Here is a 19,637-nt window from a genome sequence, read left to right as displayed (position 1 = left end):
CCAAGTCAGGTTGTACACGGGACGTGTATACACAACTTATTGAAATGAGGCCCTTTCATCAGGGGCTTGCCGGGACTGCGGAAAGCCGGACCGCTGAGCCGTCCTTCGGACGGACGCCGCACCCTGTCCGCGGCCGGGCGTGGTCCGACGCGCGTTGGGCCGGTCGGCGGAACAGCGGCGCAAACCGGGACCTCGGGGGCAGGCCGTTGCCTCCATTAGGTTAACATGCGTATTTAGAGCTATGACATTCGGCTGTGGCGCGCAGGTCGGCAAAGGGCCGCACGCCTGGGACCAGCCAGAATGCCGCCAGCCAGGACATGCGGAAAACGCAGCCGGTTCGCAAATGACATATGGGGGTGCACGGGGCGCGTCGGATGCCGCCCCGTCAGAGATTTTTGAGGGTAGCTTAATGAATGTCCGGTCCGCCGTTTTGGATCTTTCGGCGACGTTTGACCTGGCGCCGGTCTCGCTCTGGCTCGAGGATTTCAGCGGGGTCGCCGCGCTGTTCCGCCAGTGGCAGCAGGACGGGGTGACAGACCTCGAAGCCTTCCTGCGGGCCGATCCGGCCCGGGTCGCCGACTGCGCGCATCAGATCAAGGTGCTGAAGGTCAACGCCCGCACGCTTGAGATGTTCGGCGCCACCGACGAGGCAGAGCTGGTCGCCAACCTCGACAAGGTGTTCCGCGACGACATGTTCGAGACCCATATCAAGGAGCTGTCGCAGCTCTGGGAAGGGCAGCGCAATTTCTCCAGCATGGCGGTGAACTACACGCTGGACGGGCGGCGCCTTGATGTGCAGCTGAACGCGGTGGTGTTGCCGGGCCATGAGGAGGATCTGTCCCAGCTGCTGCTGACGCTGGAGGATGTCACCGCCCGCGAAACCGCCCTGCGCGAGAGCGAGGCGAGCCACGCCTATGCCCGCGGCATCTTCGATCATTCCCCTGTCTCGCTCTGGGTCGAGGATTTCTCCTCGATCCGCAACCTGCTGGAGGAACTCAAGGATATCGGCATCAGCGACCTGCGGGTCTTTACCGACGTCCATACCGAGTTCGTCGAGAAATGCATGAGCGAGATCCGCGTGCTGGATGTCAACGAGGCGACGCTGAGGCTGTTTGCCGCGCGCGACCGCAACCATCTGCTCGACAACCTTGGCCAGGTGTTCCGCGACGGGATGCACGAACAGTTCCGCGAACAGCTGATCGACCTGTTCAACGGCAAGACCTTCCATACCCGCGAAGTGGTGAACTACGCGCTCGACGGCACCGAGCGGCACCTGATCATGCAGTTTTCGGTGCTGCCGGGCTATTCCGACGACTGGTCGCAGGTGCTGGTGTCGCTGACCGACATCACCGCGCGCAAGAAGGCCGAGGCCTATCTGGAATACCTCGGCAAACACGACGTGCTGACCGGGCTGCACAACCGTTCCTTCTTCGCGGACGAGATGAACCGGATGGAGCGGCGCAATGTCAGCCCGGCCTCCATCGTGGTGGTGGACCTGAACGGCCTGAAGGACACCAACGACCGGCTGGGCCATGATGCCGGCGACAAGCTGCTGCGGCGCGCCGGCGAGGTGCTGAAGGAAGTGTCCGGGGGCGCGCAGAAGGCCTGCCGGATCGGCGGCGACGAATTTGCCGTGCTGATGCCGCGCGCGGCCGACGATGCCGTGAGCGAGCTGATCGGCAACCTCGAGAAGCTGATCAAGCTGAACAATACCTTCCATTCCGGGCATCCGCTGTCGATGTCGATCGGCCATGCCACCCGGATCGCGGGCGAGACCATGGAAGCCATGGCCCGCCGCGCCGACATGAAGATGTACGAGAACAAGCGGCAGTTCTACTCCGACCAGGAGGTGAACCGCCGCTCGGTGTCGTGATCAGCGGCTGGTGGCCTCGGCCACCAGGGCCAGGCAGAACCCGGTCGCGGCGCCCATGTCCTGTACCGAGATCCATTCCAGCGGTCCGTGAATGTTCTGCATCCCGGTGAACAGGTTGGGGCAGGGCACGCCCTGTTCGGTCAGACGCGATCCGTCGGTGCCGCCGCGGATCGGCACCGAGACCGGATCGAGGCCGACACGGCGCGCCGCCGCCCAGGCCAGTTCCACCGGGGTCATGTCGTTTTCCAGCCAGTAGCGCATGTTGCGGTACTGCGGAGAGATCTCGCAGGTGATGCGGGCGCGGGGTTCGCCGGCCTGCACGGCGGCGCAGACCTGGCGCAGCAGATCGCCCTTTTCCGCCAGCCCCTCGCGCTCGAAATCGCGCAGGATCAGGGTCAGCGTCATCTCGAAGGCATCGCCGGTCATGTTGGTGATGTGGATGAAGCCTTCGCGCTCGGCGGTGGTTTCGGGGGTCATGGTGGCCTGCGGCAGCATCGAGACGATCTTGGAGGCCAGATGCGTCGCGTTCACCAGCTTGCCGGTGGCATAGCCCGGGTGGATCGAGACGCCGCGCACCGTGACCACCGCCCCATCGGCGGAGAAGGTCTCGTATTCGATCTCGCCGACGCGGCCACCGTCGAAGGTATAGGCAAAGTCGCAGGCCAGGTCCTTCGGCAGCTCGGGTCCGACGCCGCGGCCGATCTCTTCGTCGGGGGTGAAGGCCAGGCGCAGCTTCGGATGCGGCAGCTCGGGATTTTCCAGCAGGTGCCGCGCGGCGGTCATGATGATGGCGACGCCGGCCTTGTCGTCGCCGCCCAGCAGGGTGGTGCCGGAGGCGGTGATGATGTCGTGCCCGGTCTTGCTGGCGAGGTAGGGCGAGGCCGCGGGCGAAAGCACCAGCTCGTTGTTGTCGGGATAGGTGATGTCCTGGCCGTCGTAGTTGCGGATCACCCGGGGCTTCACCCCGGTGGCGTTGAACTGCGGGGCGGTGTCGACATGGGCCAGCAGGCCGACAACGGGGCCCGGGGCGGTGGCGGGGATGGTCGCCAGCACGACGCCGTAATCGGTCAGCGTGACCTCCTCGGCGCCCATCGCCGTCAGCTCGTCGCGCAGCAGGCTCAGCATGGCGAACTGGTTGCGGCTGCTGGGCCGGCTGGGCGAGGCCGCGTCGCTCTGGCTGTCGATGGCGGCATAGCGGGTCAGGCGGTCTTCAAGCTCCGCGTCGAATTGGGTCTTCATCCCGGGTCTCCTGGTGGCGTGCAGGCAGAAGGAAGCCCCGGGGCGGAAGTGTCAAGGCAGGGACGGGCTTAGCGCGGCGGGGCGGCCTGCTGCAGCGCATCGCTGCCCGCTTCGCGGCGCCGGCGGTGGGCGCGGATCAGCACCCGGCCCAGCCAGAGCGCCAGCGCCCCCGCGCCAAGCGCCAGCACCGCCGAAAGCGCCGCGTCCGAGGCCTGCTCCAGCTGGCCGGCAAAGCCGTAGCCGAGTCCCAGGTAGATGCTGACCCAGACCAGTTCCCCCGGGGTGCCCCACAGGACGAAACGCGGCCACGACAGCCCCGAGGCCCCGGCGGCGAAGTTCACGTAAGGCCCGATCGGCGAAAACAGCCAGCGCGACAGGAACAGGAAGATGCCGCCACGCTCGACCAGCATGTCGCGGGCGCGCCGGATCGGCGCCGCGCGGCGTGCCAGGTGCTGCATCAGCCGTGCGCCACCGTAGCGCCCGGCGAAATAGACGCACTGGTCCCCGGCAATCAGCCCGAGGACCGCTGCCGCCAGCACCAGTGGCAGCGAAAGATCCCCCACCGCCGAGAACCCGCCCGCCGCCATCAGCATCATCGAGGCCGGCAGCGGCAGGGCGAAGCAGGACAGGAAGATCACCCCGCCCAGCAGCGGCGGGCCGTAGCTGGGCACCAGCGCAAGAAGCCATTCGGTCAGGCTCATGGCGCGGCCTGGGACTTGAGCTGGGTGATCGCGGCCTCGATTCGGGCGATTACGGTGGCGGTGTCGGTGCCCTGCATCTGGGCGATCTGCTCGATCGTGTAGGGGTGCTTGCCGGGAGAGGGCAGGCCGGCCACCTGGTCGATGCGGCGCGGATTGACATGGTTGATGCGCCCGATCAGCCCGACGGTCATCCAGGGCTCGATTTCGTGACGGTCGGGGGGATGCCAGTCGGCCAGCACCAGCCCCAGCCGCAGCAGGCAGATCAGCGCCACCACCAGCGCCAGCCCGAAGGCAAGGCCCAGCCGGGGGTGCTGGCGGCAGGAAGACAGCAGGGGGTACATGGTGGGCGGGCTCCCGGGGTCAGGTTGCGACCAGAGTGCCACGGGGGCGGGCGCTTGCCCATGGGGCATCTGGCTGTCGCAGGGGCAGCGGGCAGGTCCTGCGGGGCGGCCCGGCTTGCCCCGCGCCCGCCGGGACCGCTAACATGGGGGCAACCTGCCCTGAAGGAGATATCCCCCGTGTTCCTGCCCCTCCGTCCCGCCGCGTGCCGCGCATGACCGAAGGTTTTCCCCATGCCGCCGTCCTGTGGGACATCGACGGCACGCTGGCCGACAGCGAACCGCTGCACCTGGAGACCTTTCGCCGGGTGGCCGCCAGCGTCGGCGTGACCCTGCCAGAGGATTTCCACGAACGCACCGTGGGCCGCAGCGAGGAAATGTCCCTGGGTCTGCTGCAAAGCGATTACGGCCTGCCGCTGGGCATGGCGGAATGGACGAAGCGGCGCTTTGCCGACTACATCTCTCATGCGCCCGAGATCCCGGCGATCCCGGAAACGCTGGCGCTCTGGCATCGGCTGGCGGCGCTGGGGGTGGCGCAGGCGCTGGTGTCGAATTCCGACCGGATGATCGTGGCGGCCAATATCGCGACCCTCGGGCTGGAGCGCCCGGGTCTGGTCAGCGTGACCCGCAACGACGTGGTGCAGGGCAAGCCCGCGCCAGAACCCTACCTGCGCGCCGCCTTGCTGCTGGGCGTGGCCCCCGAGGCCTGCGCCGTGGTCGAGGACAGCGCCACTGGGATGCGCGCCGGGCTGGCGGCTGGGGCCACCGTCTATGCGGTGCCCCATGCCGAGGGCGATCTGCTCGAGGGGGTGCGCCCGCTGGCCGATCTGCTGGCGCGGCTGCCCGAAGACCAGACCGCCTGAACGCCGTCGCTCACGCGGGCCGCATCGAGCGGCCCTCGTGGAACAGGTGCACGCGGTCGGGATCGGCGCGCAGCGCCACGGTCTGGCCGCGCAGCCCGGCATGGATGCCGGGCAGCTTGGCGATCAGCGCCGGTTCGGCCCCGCGGGCCTCGAAATACAGCAGCGTCACCTCGCCCAGGGCCTCGGAATAGTCGACCCGGCCGCGGAACAGCGCCTCCGGCCCCTCGGTCGGGGACAGGTGCTCGGGGCGGATGCCGATGTTGACGGCCTTGCCCATGTCGCCGTCGGTGGTCGGGATGGCCGAGACCGCGATCTCTCCGTGATCGAGCTGCACGGTGGTCTGCGCCCCGGTGCCGGTGATGGTGCCGGGCAGCAGGTTCATCGCCGGAGAGCCGATGAACTGCGCCACCAGCTCGTTCTCGGGGCGTTCGTAGAGATCCAGCGGCGTGCCCACCTGGGCGATCCCCTTGTTGGCCAGCACCACGATGCGCGACGCCAGCGTCATCGCCTCCACCTGGTCGTGGGTGACGTAGATCATCGTGCGGTCCGGCATCCGCTCCTTCAGCTGGGCGATCTCGATCCGGGTGGCGACGCGCAGCGCCGCATCCAGGTTCGAGAGCGGTTCGTCGAAGAGGTAGATCTTCGGGTCGCGCACGATCGAGCGCCCGATGGCGACACGCTGGCGCTGCCCGCCGGACAGCGCCTTGGGCAGACGGTCCAGGTAGGGCTCAAGCTGCAGGGCGCGGGCGGCCTCCTCGACCGCGGCATTGATCTCGGCCTTGGATTTCTTGGCGATCTTCAGGGCAAAGGCCATGTTCTCTCGCACGGTCATGTGCGGGTAGAGCGCGTAGCTCTGGAACACCATGGCGATGCCCCGCTGGGCGGGGGGCACGTCGTTCATGACCTGCCCGTCGATCTCGAGTGTCCCGCCCGAGATCTTCTCCAGCCCCGCGATCATCCGCAGCAGCGTGGACTTGCCGCAGCCCGAAGGGCCGACGAAGACGATCAGTTCGCCGGCCTCGATCTCCAGGTCGATATGCCTCAGGACGTTGACGAGCCCGCCATAGGTCTTTTCCACGTCCCTGAGCTTGAGCTGAGCCATGGTGCCTTATTCCTCCCGTTTCAGTATGACAAAGCCCCAGCCCGGCAGCGTCACGCTGTCGAGGCCCTGGGCGCGTTTCGCCGATCCCAGGAGGCCCTTGCCGATATTGCTCCATTCCCCCGCCGGCAGCGGCACAGAGGCGGTCTTGGTGCCGAGGTTGAAGGCGCAGAAGATCTCCTCCGCGCCGTCGCGGCGCAGGAAATGCAGCAGCGGCCCCTCGGCCTCCAGATCCTCCATGGTGCCGGTGCGCAGCACCGGATGCGCCTTCCGGAGTGCGATCACCCGCTGGTAATGGGTCATCAGCGAATTCGGCTCGTCCGACTGGGTGTCGACGGCCATCGCGGCCTGCAGCGGCGACACCGGCAGCCAGGGCTTGCCGTAGCCGAAGCCCGCATGGGGCGCGCCGGCCTCCCAGACCATCGGGGTGCGGCAGCCGTCGCGGCCCTTGAACTCGGGCCAGAACTCGATCCCGTAGGGGTCCTGGAGGTCGTCGTAGCCGACTTCCGCCTCGGGCAGGCCCAGTTCCTCGCCCTGGTAGATGCAGGCCGAGCCGCGCAGGCACATCAGCAACGTCGAATAGGCGCGCAGCCCGTCCGGGGTCAGGTGCCAGCGGGTGGCGTGGCGCACCACGTCGTGGTTGGAATAGGCCCAGCAGGCCCAGCCGTCGGGGGCGGCCTGCATCACGTCCTCCATCACCTGCTTGACGTAATCGCCCTGCGGCGCGTCGCCCGACAGCAGTTCGAAGGCGTAGCACATGTGGATCAGGTCATTGCCGGCGGTGTACTGGCCCAGGATCTCCAGCCCGCGCTGGTCGTCGCCGACCTCGCCCACGGCGGCGGCGCCGTAGGGTTCCATCACCGCGCGCAGCCGGCGCAGGAAGGTCAGGTTCTCGGGCTGGGACTTGTCGTGCAGGTGGTCCTGCCAGGTGTAGGGGTTCACCGCCGGGGCGGTCTTGGCCTCGCGCCGCTCGGGGGGCAGGGCGGGGTTGTCGGTCAGCGCCGCGTCGTGGGTGTAGAAGTTGATCGTGTCCAGGCGGAAGCCGTCGACGCCACGCTCCAGCCAGAAGCGCGCGACATCCAGCAGCGCCTCCTGGACGTCGGTGCAGTGGAAGTTCAGGTCCGGCTGCGAGGTCAGGAAGTTGTGCAGGTAGTATTGCTGGCGCGAGCTGTTCCACTGCCAGGAGGAGCCGCCGAAGATCGACAGCCAGTTGTTGGGCGGCGTGCCGTCGGGCTTGGCATCGGCCCAGACATACCAGTCGGCCTTGGCGTTTTCCCGGTCGGTGCGGCTTTCCAGGAACCAGGGGTGCAGGTCCGAGGTATGCGACAGCACCAGGTCGATCATCACCCGCAGGCCCAGTTCGTGGGCGCGCGCGATCAGCGCGTCGAAATCGCTGAGCGAGCCGAACATCGGGTCGACCGCGCAGTAATCGCTGACGTCATAGCCGAAGTCCTTCATCGGAGAGGTGAAGAACGGAGAGATCCAGACCGCATCGGCGCCAAGGTTGGCGACGTGCTCGAGCCGCATGGCGATGCCGGCAAGGTCGCCGATACCGTCATTGTTGCTGTCCTGGAAGCTGCGCGGGTAGATCTGGTAGATCACCGCGCCGCGCCACCAGTCTGCCCCGCCGGGGGTTTCGGTCTTCAGTTGGGAGGTCATTGGCAAGATCCTATTTGACGGAGCCGGCCAGCAGGCCGCGCACCAGGTATTTCTGCATGGCGAAGAAGACGATCAGCGGCACCGCGATGGAGACGAAGGCGGCAGTCGCCAGGATCTCCCAGTTGCCGCCGCGGGTGCCCATGAGTTCCACGATCTGCGCGGTCATCACGGTGGTCTTCCCCGTGGCATCGATAAGGAAAACCTTCGCGACCAGCAGGTCGTTCCATGTCCACAGGAACTGGAAGATCGCGAAGCTGGCCAGCGCCGGGAAGGAGAGGGGCAGGATGATCTTGCGGAAGATCTCGAATTCCGATGCCCCGTCGACGCGGGCGTTCTCGATGATGTCGCGCGGCAGGCCGGCCATGTAGTTGCGCAGCAGGTAGATCGCCATCGGCAGGCCGAAGCCGGTATGGGCCAGCCAGACCCCCAGGTAGCCCTTGCCGATGCCGATCGCCAGATGCAGCTTCAGCAGCGGGATCAGCGCCAGCTGCAGCGGCACCACCAGCAGCGCCACCACCACGGCGATCAACAGCGCCCGGCCGGGAAAGTTCATCCAGGCCAGCGCATAGGCCGCATAGGCGGCGATCAGGATCGGGATGATCGTCGCCGGGATCGTCACCGTCAGCGTGTTGAAGAAGGCCTTGGCCATGCTGTCGGTGGCATTGCCGCTGAACAGCACCCGGGCGTAGTTGGCCAGGGTGAACTTCGGCGGCAGCTTGGCCACGGCGAACAGCCGCTCTCCGCGCTTGCCCTCGAAGGGGCTGGGGCTTTCCATCCGGTAGCTGCCGTCGGCCTTCAGGGTCAGGCTGGCGCCGTCGCGGGTGGTGCCGGTCTCTCCGGCCTTGAACTCGTCCAGCTGGCGCGGCGTGGTGCCCCAGGTGGCGATCCGGGCATCGGGGTTCTCTCCCTCCAGCAGGTTGCCCTCGATCACGTAGAGCCCGCCTGCCTGGCGGGCACTGTCGGGGGCACCGGTGCGCAGCGCCAGGTTTTGCTCGGAGGCGAAGAGCGCCTTCCACCAGCCGGTGGCGGCGATCTGGTCGGCGGTCCGGAAGGACGAGATGAAGAGGCCCGCGGTGGGCAGCAGCCAGAGCACCACCAGCACCAGCACCGAAAGGTGCACGGCCCAGCTCAGCGCGCTTTTCTTGCCGGCGATATTGTCCATGGGGTCTCCTCAGCGCATCTCGCGGCGCGCGTTGCGCACGTTCCAGACCAGGATCGGCAGCACCAGGATCATGATCACCATGGCCGAGGCAGAGCCGACGCCCCAGTCGTTCGCCCGGAACAGCTTGTCGTACATGTAGTTGGCCAGGACCTGGGTCTCCCACTGGCCGTTGGTCATGGCGAAGACGATGTCGAAGATCTTCAGCACCAGGATGGTGATGGTGGTCCAGACCACGACGATGGTGTTCCGGATCTGCGGCACCTTGATGCGGAAGAAGATCTGGAACGGGTTGGCGCCGTCGACGATGGCGGCCTCGACCGTTTCGTCGGGGATGCCGCGCAGCGCGGCCGAGAGGATCACCATGGCAAAGCCGGTCTGGATCCAGATCAGCACGATCATCAGGAAGAAGTTGTTCCAGAACGGCACGGTCAGCCATTGCTGCGGGGTGTCACCGCCAAGCGCCATGTAGACCGCGTTCAGGATGCCGATCTGCTCGGACCCGGCGGGGCGGGCGTCGTAGACCAGCTTCCAGATCACCGCCGCCCCCACGAAGGAGATCGCCATCGGCATGAAGATCAGCGATTTCGCCAGGCTGCCCCAGCGGATCCGGTCGGTCAGCTGGGCCGCCAGAAGCCCGAAGGCGGTCGCGGCGGCGGGCACCACGATCAGCCAGAGCATGTTGTTGCGCATGGCCTCCCAGAACTTCGGCTCGTGCATCATCTGGCGGTAATTCGACAGGCCCGCCCATTCGTAGCCGCCGCCGGGCAGACGGTGGGTCAGCGACAGGCGGATCGTCTCGACCACCGGGTAGGCCAGGTAGAGGCCGAGGGCGAAGATTGCCGGGAACAGGAACAGCCAGGGCCGGATCATGTTGGCGCGGTTGATGTTGCGCCCGATGTTGGGCCCGCGCGCCGGGCAGAGCACCTTGTCGAGGATCAGGTTGGCCAGGTAGAAATAGCCGATGCAGCCCCCGACGCCGATGGCGATGGTGATGACGGCCTGAAGTGCTGGGTTCATGGTGCCCTCATGTGCGTCGCGACGGGGGCCCCGCGGGGCCCCCGGGGTGGCGGCTTACTTGATCGCGTCCCAGGAGGCCTGGATGTCGTCGGCCACGTCCTGCGCCGACTTGCCGCCGACGAAATCGACCATGCCGGTCCAGAAGCTGCCCGCGCCCACCGCACCCGGCATCATGTCGGAGGCGTCGAAGCGGAAGGTGGTGGCCTGCAGCAGGATCTCGTTCATCTTCTTCATGGTCGGATCCCCGAAGACCGAGGTGTCGACCTTCTTGAACGGCGTCAGGAAGCCGGTACGGGCCATCCAGATCTCGTGCGCCTCGGGGGTTTCGAGGTACTGGATCAGCGCCTCGGCGCCCTTGCTGTCATTGGTGATCGACCACAGCGTGCCGGCGCCCAGCACCGGGTTGCCCAGGTCCTTGTCGGCATAGGAGGGGAAGTAGAAGAAATCGACATCGGTGCCGATCTCGGTGCCCTCGGGGAAGAAGCTGGGGATGAAGCTGGCCTGGTGCTGCATGTAGCACTGCGCCGGGATCGAGAAGAGGCCCTTGGGGCTGTCGCGGAAATCGGTGGTGGCAACGGCGGCGGCGCCGCCCGCGACCTTGGCATCATCCTTGGCGAACCAGCCGAAATCCTCGATCGCCTTGACGACGCGGGGATCGTTGAACGGCATCTTGTTGCTGACCCAGTCGTCGTAGACCTCGGGCGGGTTGTTGCGCAGCATGATGTCCTCGACCCAGTCGGTCGCCGGCCAGCCGGTCGCCCCGCCCGAGCCCAGGCCGATGCACCAGGGGGTCTCTCCGTCGGCGACCATCTGTTCGGTCAGCGCCTTCAGCTCTTCCATGGTCTTGGGCACTTCGTAGCCCATGTCCTCGAAATTCTCGGGGACGTACCAGACCAGCGATTTCACATCGACCTTGTAGGGAAAGCCGTAGACCTTGCTGGTGCCGTCCGGTCCCTTGAAGCTGCCAAGCTTCGCCCAGCTGTCGCCGGCGGCGTAATTCTCCTTCAGCCAGTCGGCGGTGTTGTCGGGCAGGGCGGTCAGGAAGCCGCCGCGCGCCATGTCGGCGGCCAGCCCCGGCTGCGGGAAGATCGCGATGTTGGGGGCCGATCCGGCCTCCGCATCGATGCGGATCTGCTGCTCGAAACTGTCGGAGCCGACGTAGGAATAGGTAAAGCCGGTGGCCTTGGCAAAGCCGTCCAGCACCGCTTCCACGTCCTCCTGGTCGGGGCCCAGCCAGGGGCCGAAGACGGTCACGTTCTCGGCGTGCGCCATGCCGGATGCCAGCGCCGCAACGGCTGTCACCGTGAGAAATGTCTTTCTCATGAATACTCCTCCCGATTGAAATCTCCGGCGCTCTGGTCCCTCCTCCGACTCGGGTTTCAAAGCGCTTTGACTTGGAATGTTAAATGCGATGCTTCGGCCCGCTGTCAACATCCCGTGAATTTTTCCTTGAAATGCGCATGAATATCGCAGTCTGAATGTGAGAATTCAAACGGATTGACCTGCGCCTCATTTCGCCTAAAAGATGTGAGTCACAAAATTTGAAAGCGCTTTGGAACCATGAACCTGAAGACCCTGTCGGAAAAGCTGGGCCTGTCGCAAACCACGGTCAGCCGGGCGCTGAACGGCTATCCGGAGGTCAGCACGGCCACCCGCCTGCGGGTGGAAGAGGCCGCGCGACAGTACAACTACCGTCCCAACAGCCGGGCCAAGGGGCTGGCCACCGGGCGCTCCATGGTGATCGGGCAGATCATCCCGACCTCGATCCAGCACGAGATGGTCAACCCGGTGTTCGGCGATTTCGTCTCCGGGGCGACCCAGGCGCTGGCCGGGCATGGCTACGACATGATGATCAGCCGGGTGCTGGACGAGGACGAGGGCAAGGTCTACCGGGAGTTGCACGCCCGCGGCGCCGTCGACGGGGTGATCCTGCAGGGGCCGCTGGTCGAGGATCCCCGCATTCCCCTGCTGCGCGAGATCGGGCTGCCCTTCATCGTGCATGGCCGCTCGACCGGAGAGGCGGGGCCCTACAACTGGGTCGACGTCAACAACCGCCGCTCGTTCCAGAGGGCCACGCGCTTCCTGCTGGATCTGGGGCACCGCCGGATCGGCCTGCTGAACGGCCACGAGACGATGGATTTCGCCCGCCGCCGCCGCGCCGGCTACACCGAGGCGCTGGCCGGGGCCGGTATCGCCCCCGATCCGGCGCTGATGGCCAGCGACGAGATGACCGAAAGCTTCGGCTTTGCCCGCACCCGCGACATGCTGGCGCTGGCCGCGCCGCCGACGGCGATCCTGGCCTCTTCCATGCTGGCGGCCATCGGCGTGCGCCGCGCCATCCAGGAGGCCGGGCTGCGGATGGGGCGCGACGTCTCGGTCATCACCCATGACGACGACCTGTCCTACCTGAAGAACGGCGAGGACGTGCCGATCTTCACCGCCACGCGGTCCTCGGTGCGGCGCGCCGGGATCATCCTGGCGGAAAAGCTGGTCGCGCTGATCGCCAATCCCGCCGCCGCCCCGGTCACCCACATGCTCGAGGCCGAGCTGGTGGTCGGGCGCTCTACCGGCCCCGTTCCCGTGAAAGGCTGACATGCTTCCCACCCGCAAGGACTTTCCCGACGGTTTCCAGTTCGGCACCGCCACCTCCTCCTACCAGATCGAGGGGCACGGCTTCGGCGGCGCCGGTCCCACCCACTGGGACAGTTTCGCCGCCACCCCCGGCAACGTGGTGCGCGGCGAGGACGGCGCCCGCGCCTGCGAACATTACCTGCGCTACGCCGGGGACCTGGACCTGGTGCGCGACGCGGGCTTTGACGCCTACCGCTTTTCCACCAGCTGGGCGCGGGTGCTGCCCGAGGGGCGCGGGGCGGTGAACCAGGAGGGGCTGGATTTCTACGACCGGCTGACCGATGCGCTGCTGGAACGCGGCCTGAAGCCCGCCGCGACGCTCTACCACTGGGAGCTGCCCTCGGCGCTGGCGGACCTGGGTGGCTGGCGCAACCGCGACATCGCCGGCTGGTTCGCCGATTTCACCGAGGTGATCATGGGCCGGATCGGCGACCGGATGCATTCCGTCGTCCCGATCAACGAACCCTGGTGCGTCGGCTGGCTGAGCCATTTCTGGGGCGCCCATGCGCCGGGCCTGCGCGATATCCGCGCCACGGCGCGGGCCATGCACTATGTCCTGCTGGCCCATGGCCGCGCCATCGAGGTGATGCGGGGCCTCGGGATGGGCAACCTGGGCGGGGTCTTCAACATGGAATGGTCCACCCCCGCCGACGACACCCCCGATGCCGTGCTGGCCGCCGAACGCTATGACGCGATCTACAACCGCTTCTTCCTGGGCGGGGTCTTCCACCGCGCCTACCCGGACGCGGTGATGGAGGGCTTCGCGCCGCATATGCCGGAGGGCTGGCAGGACGATTTCGACACCATTTCCCGGCCGCTCGACTGGGTGGGGGTGAACTACTACACCCGCAAGCTGATCGCCCCGGCGCCCGGTTCCTGGCCGCATCTGCAGGAGGTCGGGGGGCCGCTGCCCAAGACCCAGACCGGCTGGGAGATCTATCCGCAGGGGCTGACCGATTTCCTGCTGCGCACCGCGCGCGACTATACCGGGGACCTGCCGCTGATCGTGACCGAGAACGGCATGGCCCATGCCGATGCGGTGCAGGCCGACGGCACGGTGCCGGATGCGGCGCGCATCGATTACCTGCGGGACCATCTTCAGGCGGTGCGTGCGGCCATTGCCGCGGGCGCGCCGGTGCAGGGCTATTACGTCTGGTCGCTGATGGACAATTACGAATGGTCGCTGGGCTACGAAAAACGCTTCGGCCTGGTGCATGTGGATTTCGACACCATGGTCCGCACCCCGAAGGCCTCGTGGCACGCGCTGGCCCGGGCCCTCGGGGGCGCATAAAAAAGCGGCGGGGCAGGGGCCGCTGCGCGTGTGGAGGATTGACGCGGCTCGCGTCGCGCAGCAAATCCTTTGCCCATGAAAATGATCATCGACACGGATCCGGGCGTCGACGACGCCATGGCGATCCTCTTCGCCGCCCTGCACCCCGGGATCGAGCTGCTGGGCCTCACCACCGTCTTCGGCAACGTCACCATCGAGCAGGCGACGCGCAATGCGCTGCGCCTGGTGGAACGCGCCGGCCTCGACATTCCCGTGGCCGAGGGCGCGGGCAAGCCGCTGGAGCTGCCGCCCTTCGAGCCCGCGCATATCGTCCACGGTCCCGAGGGCTTTGGCCACCTGCCGGCCGAAACGCCCGCGCGCGCCGCCCTTTCGGAAACCGCGCCCGAGTTCCTGGTCCGCATGGCCCGCGCGCACAAGGGAGAGCTGGTGCTCTGCCCGATCGGCCCGATCACCAATGTCGCCGAGGCGATCCGCCTGGATCCGGAGTTCGCGACCAATGTGGACCGCATCGTGGTGATGGGCGGGACGCTGGACGCGCCGGGCAATGTCTCGGCCGTGGCCGAAGCGAACACATGGCACGATCCCCATGCGCTCGACGTGGTGCTGGCCTCGGGGGCGAAGGTGGTGATGGTGGGCCTTGATGTCACCATGCAGGTGCTGCTGAAGGCCCCGGATTTCGACCGCCTGGCCGCGGCCCATCCCGAGCATGGCAGCTTCCTGAAGGCCATGAGCCACTTCTACCTGGAGTTCTACCATTCCAAGGGCGAAGTCGGCTGCGGCCTGCACGATCCGATGGCCGTGATCGCCTGCCTGGAGCCCGAGCTCTTCACCCTGGAGGAGACGCCGCTGGCCTGCGTGCTGGAAGGCCCCGAGATCGGTCGCATGGTGCGCGCGCCCGACAGTGGCCGCACCCCGGCGCTGGTCTGCATGGACTGCGATCCCACGGTCATGGCCGAACGCTTCTTCGCGCCCTTCGAGGCCGCCGGCGCCCCGGCCTGAGTTCACGTTTTCTGCTGCCCTCGGCGGCAGCCGTGTTAACGTTTGGCATGAGTCGGCCTGGCCTCTGCGAGAGGGTGGGCCGACGGTCATTTTGTCCAATAGACGCATATTCGCGACAGTTTGGCATTAACTGTTACAACTTTATGTTGATCTGGGCCGAAAAAGCCATGACCTGAGTGAGAGTCCGCCATGCTTACGTTGCATACCTGACCCTCTTCAAAGGTTAATTTCGATCTCCATATCGTGTCCGGAGCGTGACCACCCGACCGGGATCGGGGGCGCAGCGAAGCCGCGCCTAGCCTTTGAAAAATCAGGCCGGAACCTCTGTTTCACAAGGTGGTAGAGGCGCCGCGGCGCAGCGAAATCCAAGAGTTAACAGGTGACGCGAGTGGCCTTCAACCTGAGGCCGAGAACGGTAAAGGCCCTTCCGGTGCGGCACATTGCCGCCTACTGCTAGGGGCGTCGCCCCCGTATCGCACGGGTGTTCCCACGACGCGCCCATCGTTCTATAGACGCGCCGCAACCTTACCGCCGGTCGTAGGGCATGTTCCTCGCGGCCGTGTAGCCTCATGAGACGAACATTGCTGAGACCCTGGAAAATCCTCTTCGCGCTGGCCATGACGGTCGCGCTGTCGGGATGCCGGTATGAGGTGCTCTTCCCCAGCGGCTGGGTAGCCGCGCAAGAGCGCAATCTGCTGGTCATCTCGACTGTAATCATGTTGATCGTCGTCATCCCTGTCGTGGTGATGGCCGTCTACTTCCCCTGGAAATACCGCTCCTCCCGTCAGGACAAGACCGACTACGATCCCGAGTTCACCCACTCGAACAAGATCGAAGTCGTCGTCTGGGGCGTTCCGATCCTGATCGTGATCGCCCTTGGCATCTTCACCGCGATCTATACCTACCGGCTGGATCCGTACCGCCCGCTCGACTATGCGGGGCTGGAGAACAAGGACACCCCGATCGAGGTCGAAGCGGTGTCGCTCGACTGGAAATGGCTCTTCATCTACCCGCAGTATGGCGTGGCCTCGGTGAACGAGCTGGCGATCCCGGTCGATCACCCGATCAACCTGCGCCTTTCCTCTTCCACGGTCATGAACACCTTCGCCGTGCCGGCCCTGGCCGGGATGGTCTATTCCATGCCTGCCATGGAAACCAAGCTGCACATGATCGCCGACAAGGAAGGCACCTTCGAGAGCCGTTCCGGCCACTATTCGGGCCCGGGCTTCTCCAAGATGACGTTCCAGACGATCTCGATGAGCGAAGGCGACTTCAAGGGCTGGATCCAGAAGGCCGCGGCCAGCAATGCACCGCTGACCCGCACCTCCTACCTGCAGCTTGAAAAGCCCACCATCGCGGAGCCCGTGCACTACTACTCCTCCGTCGAGGACAACCTGTTCGACCGCGTGGTCGGCCTGTGTGTTGAACCCGGCAAGGTCTGCATGAGCACCATGATGATGCAGGACAAGCAGGGCGGTGGCGGCCTGGCTGGCATCAAGAACAAGCCCGCCTACGAGTACGACGACGAGCGCGCCATCGACAGCTTCGGTAACCCGATCAACGAGGGTGCCGAGCCCACCGAATCCCACGACCAGGAAGAGCTGTCCTCCCTGGAAGTTCAGCGAGGCACGCATGTCAACTGAAGTCACACATTCCCCCCAGGAAACGTGGTCGCCGCTTTTCGGCCGACTGACGCTTGACTGGATCCCCTACCACGAGCCGATCCTGGTCGGCACCTTCGCGGGTGTCGCCATCGGGGGTCTGATCGTGCTGGCCCTGATGACCTACTTCCGTCTCTGGGCGCCGCTGTGGAAGAACTGGGTCGTCTCCATCGACCACAAGAAGATCGGCATCATGTACATGGTGCTTGGCTTCATCATGTTCGTGCGCGGCTTCGCCGACGCGATCATGATGCGCCTCCAGCAGGCCCTGGCCGCCGGTGGATCGGAGGGCTACCTGCCGCCGCACCACTTCGACCAGGTCTTCACCGCCCACGGCGTGATCATGATCTTCTTCGTCGCCATGGCCTTCATCACCGGCATCATGAACTTCGTCATGCCGACGCAGATCGGTGCCCGCGACGTGGCCTTCCCGTTCCTGAACAACTTCGCGTTCTGGATGACGGTGGCAGGCGCGCTGCTGGTCAACATCTCGCTGTTCATCGGTGAATTCGCCCGCGTCGGCTGGCTGGCCTTCCCACCCTTGTCGGGCGCGGCCTATTCCACCGGACCCGGGATGGACTACTACCTCTGGGCGCTTCAGATCGCCGGTATCGGGACGACGCTGTCGGGGGTGAACCTGCTGGTGACCATCTTCAAGATGCGCGCCCCGGGCATGAAGCTGTTCGACATGCCGGTCTTCACCTGGACCGCGCTCTGCACCAACGTGCTGATCGTCGCCGCCTTCCCGGTCCTGACCGTCTCCCTCGCGCTGCTGCTGCTTGACCGTTACGTCGGCACGCACTTCTTCACCAACGACCTTGGTGGCAACGCGATGATGTACGTCAACCTGATCTGGATCTGGGGCCACCCCGAGGTCTACATCCTCATCCTGCCGATCTTCGGTGTCTTCTCCGAGGTCGTCGCGACCTTCTCGGGCAAGCCGCTGTTCGGCTACAAGACGATGGTCTGGGCGACCATGGCCATCATGGTCCTGTCCTTCATCGTCTGGCTGCACCACTTCTTCACCATGGGCTCCGGCGCGGCGGTGAACACGTTCTTCGGCATCACGACGATGATCATCGCCGTCCCGACGGGCGTGAAGATCTTCAACTGGCTGTTCACCATGTACAAGGGCAACGTGCGCTTCGAAGTGCCGATGCTCTGGACCACCGGCTTCATCGTCACCTTCGTGATCGGTGGCATGACGGGCGTCCTGCTGGCCATTCCGCCGGTCGACTTCCAGCTGCACAACTCGCTGTTCCTGATTGCGCACTTCCACAACGTGATCATCGGCGGCGTGGTGTTCGGCGTCTACGCGGCCGTCACCTACTGGTGGCCGAAGGCCTTCGGCTTCAAGCTGGATGACCGTATCGGCAAGGCATCGTTCTGGTTCTGGTTCGTCGGTTTCTACCTGGCCTTCATGCCGCTCTACGCGCTTGGCCTGATGGGTGTGACCCGCCGGATGCAGTCCTACATGGACCAGGCCTGGCAGATCTACTTCGTCATCGCCCTGATCGGTGCGCTGTGCATCTTCACCGGCATCCTGCTCGCCTTCTTCAACTTCTTCTACTCGACCATCAACCGGAAGAAGCTGGCCTGCGGCTCTGACCCGTGGAATGCACGTACCCTGGAGTGGGCAACCCAGTCCCCGCCGGCGTACTACAACTTCCCCGAGGACGTGCATGTGCGCGGCAAGGACGAGTTCTGGCGCATGAAGCAGGAAGGCTTCAAGTGGTCCGGCAACTACAGCCCGATCCACATGCCCAAGAACACCGCCACCGGCGTGGTCCTTGGCGCCATGGCCCTGGTCTTCGGCTTCGCCATGGTCTGGTACATCTGGTGGCTGGCGATCATTAGCTTCGTGCTCATGATCGGCACCGTCATCGCCCATACCTTCAACTACAACCGCGACTACTACATTCCGGTGTCGGAAATCGCGGAGATCGAAAGCAAGGGAACCGTCGCATGACCATGATCGACACCCCCCTGACCGGACGCGTGGAGGGGCCTGCTGGCCCCTCCCATCCCGCCGATCACGCCCATGGGCACGACCACGGCCATCACGATAGCCCGACGCCGCTTGGCTTCTGGATCTATCTGATGAGCGACTGCATCATCTTCGGCACGCTCTTCGCGACCTACGCGGTGCTGGGATACAACTATGCAGGCGGTCCCTCGCCCAAGGACCTGTTCGAACCGGGCTTCGTCCTGATCGAAACGGCCCTGCTGCTGATCTCGTCCGTGACCTTCGGCGTGGCGATGCTGCGCGCAGAGGCCGGCAAGCTTGACGGCACCTCGCTGTGGCTGATCATCACCGCGATCTTCGGTGCGGGCTTCATCGCGATGGAACTCTACGAATTCCGTCACCTGATCCACATCGGCGCGGGTCCGGACCGCTCGGGCTTCCTGTCGGCGTTCTTCACGCTGGTCGGCACCCACGGTCTGCACGTGACCTCGGGCCTGATCTGGCTGATCACCCTGTCTGTGCAGCTGCGCATCCATGGCCTGACCGAGGCCAACATGCGTCGTCTCGGTACGCTCAGCATGTTCTGGCACTTCCTCGACCTCGTGTGGATCGGCGTCTTCTCCTTCGTCTACCTCGTGAGGCTGATCTGATATGAGCACCCCCACCACGCACAGCCACGGCACGATGGGCAAGCTCATGATGGGCTTCGCCATGTCCATCATCCTGACGATCATCCCCTTCGGGATCGTCATGGGCGACCCGGCAATGTCCTCGAACATGAAGATCGGGATCATCATGGGTCTGGGTGCCATCCAGATCATCGTGCACCTCGTGTACTTCCTGCACCTCGACACCAAGGGCGAGGGCGGCTGGACCATGGCGGCCACCATGCTGGCCATCGTCATCCTGGTCATCGTCATGGCAGGCTCGCTCTGGGTCATGCACAACATGAACGAGAACATGATGCCGATGCCCAACGACATGAAGGCGCTGATGGATGCCCAGGGCGGCGAAGCCATGCCCCTGGACATGGACAACATGGAGCACGGCGGCACCGAGGAAACCGGTCACTGAGACCGGCCCCGGGCCACTGACGACACCACAGACGGGGGGCGGGCAATCCGTCCCCCGTTTCCGT

At 65.7% G+C, this 19,637-nt stretch carries 17 protein-coding genes; 9 read left to right on the top strand and 8 right to left on the bottom strand.

What is annotated here, in order from left to right; translation table 11 throughout:
- Positions 1-409: 409 nt before the first annotated feature.
- Positions 410-1,873, top strand: coding sequence for a sensor domain-containing diguanylate cyclase (locus KM176_RS14190; RefSeq protein WP_160893889.1), 1,464 nt, complete (start codon positions 410-412; stop codon positions 1,871-1,873).
- On the opposite strand, the gene pepT is transcribed toward KM176_RS14190, so the two are convergent.
- The 3 genes from pepT to KM176_RS14175 form a co-directional block, all read right to left on the bottom strand.
- Entirely contained in the window at positions 1,874-3,112 is a 1,239-nt protein-coding gene (pepT, locus tag KM176_RS14185) for a peptidase T (RefSeq protein ID WP_160893891.1), read from the bottom strand. It lies immediately after the preceding gene.
- A 68-nt stretch (positions 3,113-3,180) separates the two neighbouring features.
- On the bottom strand, positions 3,181-3,813 hold the full coding sequence (locus KM176_RS14180; protein WP_160893893.1) for a DedA family protein: 633 nt from the start codon (positions 3,811-3,813) through the stop codon (positions 3,181-3,183).
- The gene (locus tag KM176_RS14175) at positions 3,810-4,154 is read right to left on the bottom strand and encodes a hypothetical protein (protein ID WP_160893895.1); all 345 of its coding nucleotides are present in this window, start codon (positions 4,152-4,154) and stop codon (positions 3,810-3,812) included. The genes KM176_RS14180 and KM176_RS14175 overlap by 4 nt, the downstream gene beginning before the upstream one ends.
- Before the next feature lie 212 nt (positions 4,155-4,366).
- Here KM176_RS14175 and KM176_RS14170 point away from each other — a divergent pair, with 212 nt between their 5' ends.
- Positions 4,367-5,014 (top strand): HAD family hydrolase, encoded by a 648-nt coding sequence (locus tag KM176_RS14170; RefSeq protein WP_160893897.1) that lies wholly within the window; start codon positions 4,367-4,369, stop codon positions 5,012-5,014.
- Between the two features lie 10 nt (positions 5,015-5,024).
- Here KM176_RS14170 and KM176_RS14165 read toward each other — a convergent pair whose 3' ends face one another.
- The 5 genes from KM176_RS14165 to KM176_RS14145 are packed head-to-tail and all read right to left on the bottom strand — an operon-like array spanning position 5,025 to position 11,274.
- Entirely contained in the window at positions 5,025-6,116 is a 1,092-nt protein-coding gene (locus KM176_RS14165) for an ABC transporter ATP-binding protein (RefSeq protein ID WP_160893899.1), read from the bottom strand.
- A 6-nt stretch (positions 6,117-6,122) separates the two neighbouring features.
- Positions 6,123-7,772 carry an alpha-glucosidase gene (locus KM176_RS14160; RefSeq protein WP_160893901.1) on the bottom strand — a complete coding sequence of 550 codons (1,650 nt, stop codon included), beginning with the start codon at positions 7,770-7,772 and terminating at the stop codon, positions 6,123-6,125.
- Between the two features lie 10 nt (positions 7,773-7,782).
- Positions 7,783-8,934, bottom strand: a complete 1,152-nt coding sequence (locus KM176_RS14155) for a carbohydrate ABC transporter permease (protein WP_160893903.1) — start codon at positions 8,932-8,934, stop codon at positions 7,783-7,785.
- A gap of 9 nt (positions 8,935-8,943) precedes the next feature.
- Positions 8,944-9,951: a carbohydrate ABC transporter permease gene (locus KM176_RS14150; RefSeq protein WP_160893904.1), complete on the bottom strand. Its 1,008-nt coding sequence runs from the start codon at positions 9,949-9,951 to the stop codon at positions 8,944-8,946.
- A gap of 54 nt (positions 9,952-10,005) precedes the next feature.
- Entirely contained in the window at positions 10,006-11,274 is a 1,269-nt protein-coding gene (locus KM176_RS14145; protein WP_160893906.1) for an ABC transporter substrate-binding protein, read from the bottom strand.
- 237 nt (positions 11,275-11,511) lie between these two features.
- On the opposite strand from KM176_RS14145, the gene KM176_RS14140 reads away from it, so the two are divergent.
- The 7 genes from KM176_RS14140 to cyoD all read left to right on the top strand — a co-directional run bounded on the left by KM176_RS14140 (position 11,512) and on the right by cyoD (position 19,573).
- A complete protein-coding gene (locus tag KM176_RS14140) occupies positions 11,512-12,543 on the top strand; it encodes a LacI family DNA-binding transcriptional regulator (protein ID WP_160893908.1) in 1,032 nt (343 codons plus the stop codon).
- Position 12,544: 1 nt separating this feature from the next.
- Positions 12,545-13,873, top strand: coding sequence for a GH1 family beta-glucosidase (locus tag KM176_RS14135; RefSeq protein WP_160893909.1), 1,329 nt, complete (start codon positions 12,545-12,547; stop codon positions 13,871-13,873).
- A gap of 75 nt (positions 13,874-13,948) precedes the next feature.
- Complete coding sequence (locus tag KM176_RS14130; RefSeq protein WP_160893911.1) at positions 13,949-14,872, top strand: nucleoside hydrolase; 924 nt, start codon at positions 13,949-13,951, stop codon at positions 14,870-14,872.
- 581 nt (positions 14,873-15,453) lie between these two features.
- Positions 15,454-16,515, top strand: coding sequence for a ubiquinol oxidase subunit II (gene cyoA / locus KM176_RS14125; RefSeq protein WP_236045316.1), 1,062 nt, complete (start codon positions 15,454-15,456; stop codon positions 16,513-16,515).
- Complete coding sequence (gene cyoB / locus KM176_RS14120; RefSeq protein ID WP_160893915.1) at positions 16,505-18,502, top strand: cytochrome o ubiquinol oxidase subunit I; 1,998 nt, start codon at positions 16,505-16,507, stop codon at positions 18,500-18,502. The genes cyoA and cyoB overlap by 11 nt, the downstream gene beginning before the upstream one ends.
- Complete coding sequence (gene cyoC / locus KM176_RS14115) at positions 18,499-19,149, top strand: cytochrome o ubiquinol oxidase subunit III (RefSeq protein ID WP_236045315.1); 651 nt, start codon at positions 18,499-18,501, stop codon at positions 19,147-19,149. The genes cyoB and cyoC overlap by 4 nt, the downstream gene beginning before the upstream one ends.
- 1 nt (position 19,150) lies before the next feature.
- Positions 19,151-19,573 (top strand): cytochrome o ubiquinol oxidase subunit IV, encoded by a 423-nt coding sequence (cyoD, locus tag KM176_RS14110; RefSeq protein ID WP_160893917.1) that lies wholly within the window; start codon positions 19,151-19,153, stop codon positions 19,571-19,573.
- Positions 19,574-19,637 lie beyond the last annotated feature (64 nt).

It is taken from the genome of Pseudooceanicola endophyticus (genome assembly GCF_018760365.1).
GTDB lineage: Bacteria > Pseudomonadota > Alphaproteobacteria > Rhodobacterales > Rhodobacteraceae > Pseudooceanicola > Pseudooceanicola endophyticus.
The sequence above is the reverse complement of the archived record's forward strand: the minus strand, read 5'-3'. Positions and strand labels throughout refer to the sequence as shown.

What these genes read in the sequence shown, in the direction of transcription:
- KM176_RS14190 (WP_160893889.1), top strand. Translation starts at nt 410, where the DNA reads ATGAATGTCCGGTCCGCCGTTTTGGATCTTTCGGCGACGTTTGACCTG.
- pepT (WP_160893891.1), bottom strand. Translation starts at nt 3,112, where the DNA reads ATGAAGACCCAATTCGACGCGGAGCTTGAAGACCGCCTGACCCGCTAT.
- KM176_RS14180 (WP_160893893.1), bottom strand. Translation starts at nt 3,813, where the DNA reads ATGAGCCTGACCGAATGGCTTCTTGCGCTGGTGCCCAGCTACGGCCCG.
- KM176_RS14175 (WP_160893895.1), bottom strand. Translation starts at nt 4,154, where the DNA reads ATGTACCCCCTGCTGTCTTCCTGCCGCCAGCACCCCCGGCTGGGCCTT.
- KM176_RS14170 (WP_160893897.1), top strand. Translation starts at nt 4,367, where the DNA reads ATGACCGAAGGTTTTCCCCATGCCGCCGTCCTGTGGGACATCGACGGC.
- KM176_RS14165 (WP_160893899.1), bottom strand. Translation starts at nt 6,116, where the DNA reads ATGGCTCAGCTCAAGCTCAGGGACGTGGAAAAGACCTATGGCGGGCTC.
- KM176_RS14160 (WP_160893901.1), bottom strand. Translation starts at nt 7,772, where the DNA reads ATGACCTCCCAACTGAAGACCGAAACCCCCGGCGGGGCAGACTGGTGG.
- KM176_RS14155 (WP_160893903.1), bottom strand. Translation starts at nt 8,934, where the DNA reads ATGGACAATATCGCCGGCAAGAAAAGCGCGCTGAGCTGGGCCGTGCAC.
- KM176_RS14150 (WP_160893904.1), bottom strand. Translation starts at nt 9,951, where the DNA reads ATGAACCCAGCACTTCAGGCCGTCATCACCATCGCCATCGGCGTCGGG.
- KM176_RS14145 (WP_160893906.1), bottom strand. Translation starts at nt 11,274, where the DNA reads ATGAGAAAGACATTTCTCACGGTGACAGCCGTTGCGGCGCTGGCATCC.
- KM176_RS14140 (WP_160893908.1), top strand. Translation starts at nt 11,512, where the DNA reads ATGAACCTGAAGACCCTGTCGGAAAAGCTGGGCCTGTCGCAAACCACG.
- KM176_RS14135 (WP_160893909.1), top strand. Translation starts at nt 12,545, where the DNA reads ATGCTTCCCACCCGCAAGGACTTTCCCGACGGTTTCCAGTTCGGCACC.
- KM176_RS14130 (WP_160893911.1), top strand. Translation starts at nt 13,949, where the DNA reads ATGAAAATGATCATCGACACGGATCCGGGCGTCGACGACGCCATGGCG.
- cyoB (WP_160893915.1), top strand. Translation starts at nt 16,505, where the DNA reads ATGTCAACTGAAGTCACACATTCCCCCCAGGAAACGTGGTCGCCGCTT.
- cyoC (WP_236045315.1), top strand. Translation starts at nt 18,499, where the DNA reads ATGACCATGATCGACACCCCCCTGACCGGACGCGTGGAGGGGCCTGCT.
- cyoD (WP_160893917.1), top strand. Translation starts at nt 19,151, where the DNA reads ATGAGCACCCCCACCACGCACAGCCACGGCACGATGGGCAAGCTCATG.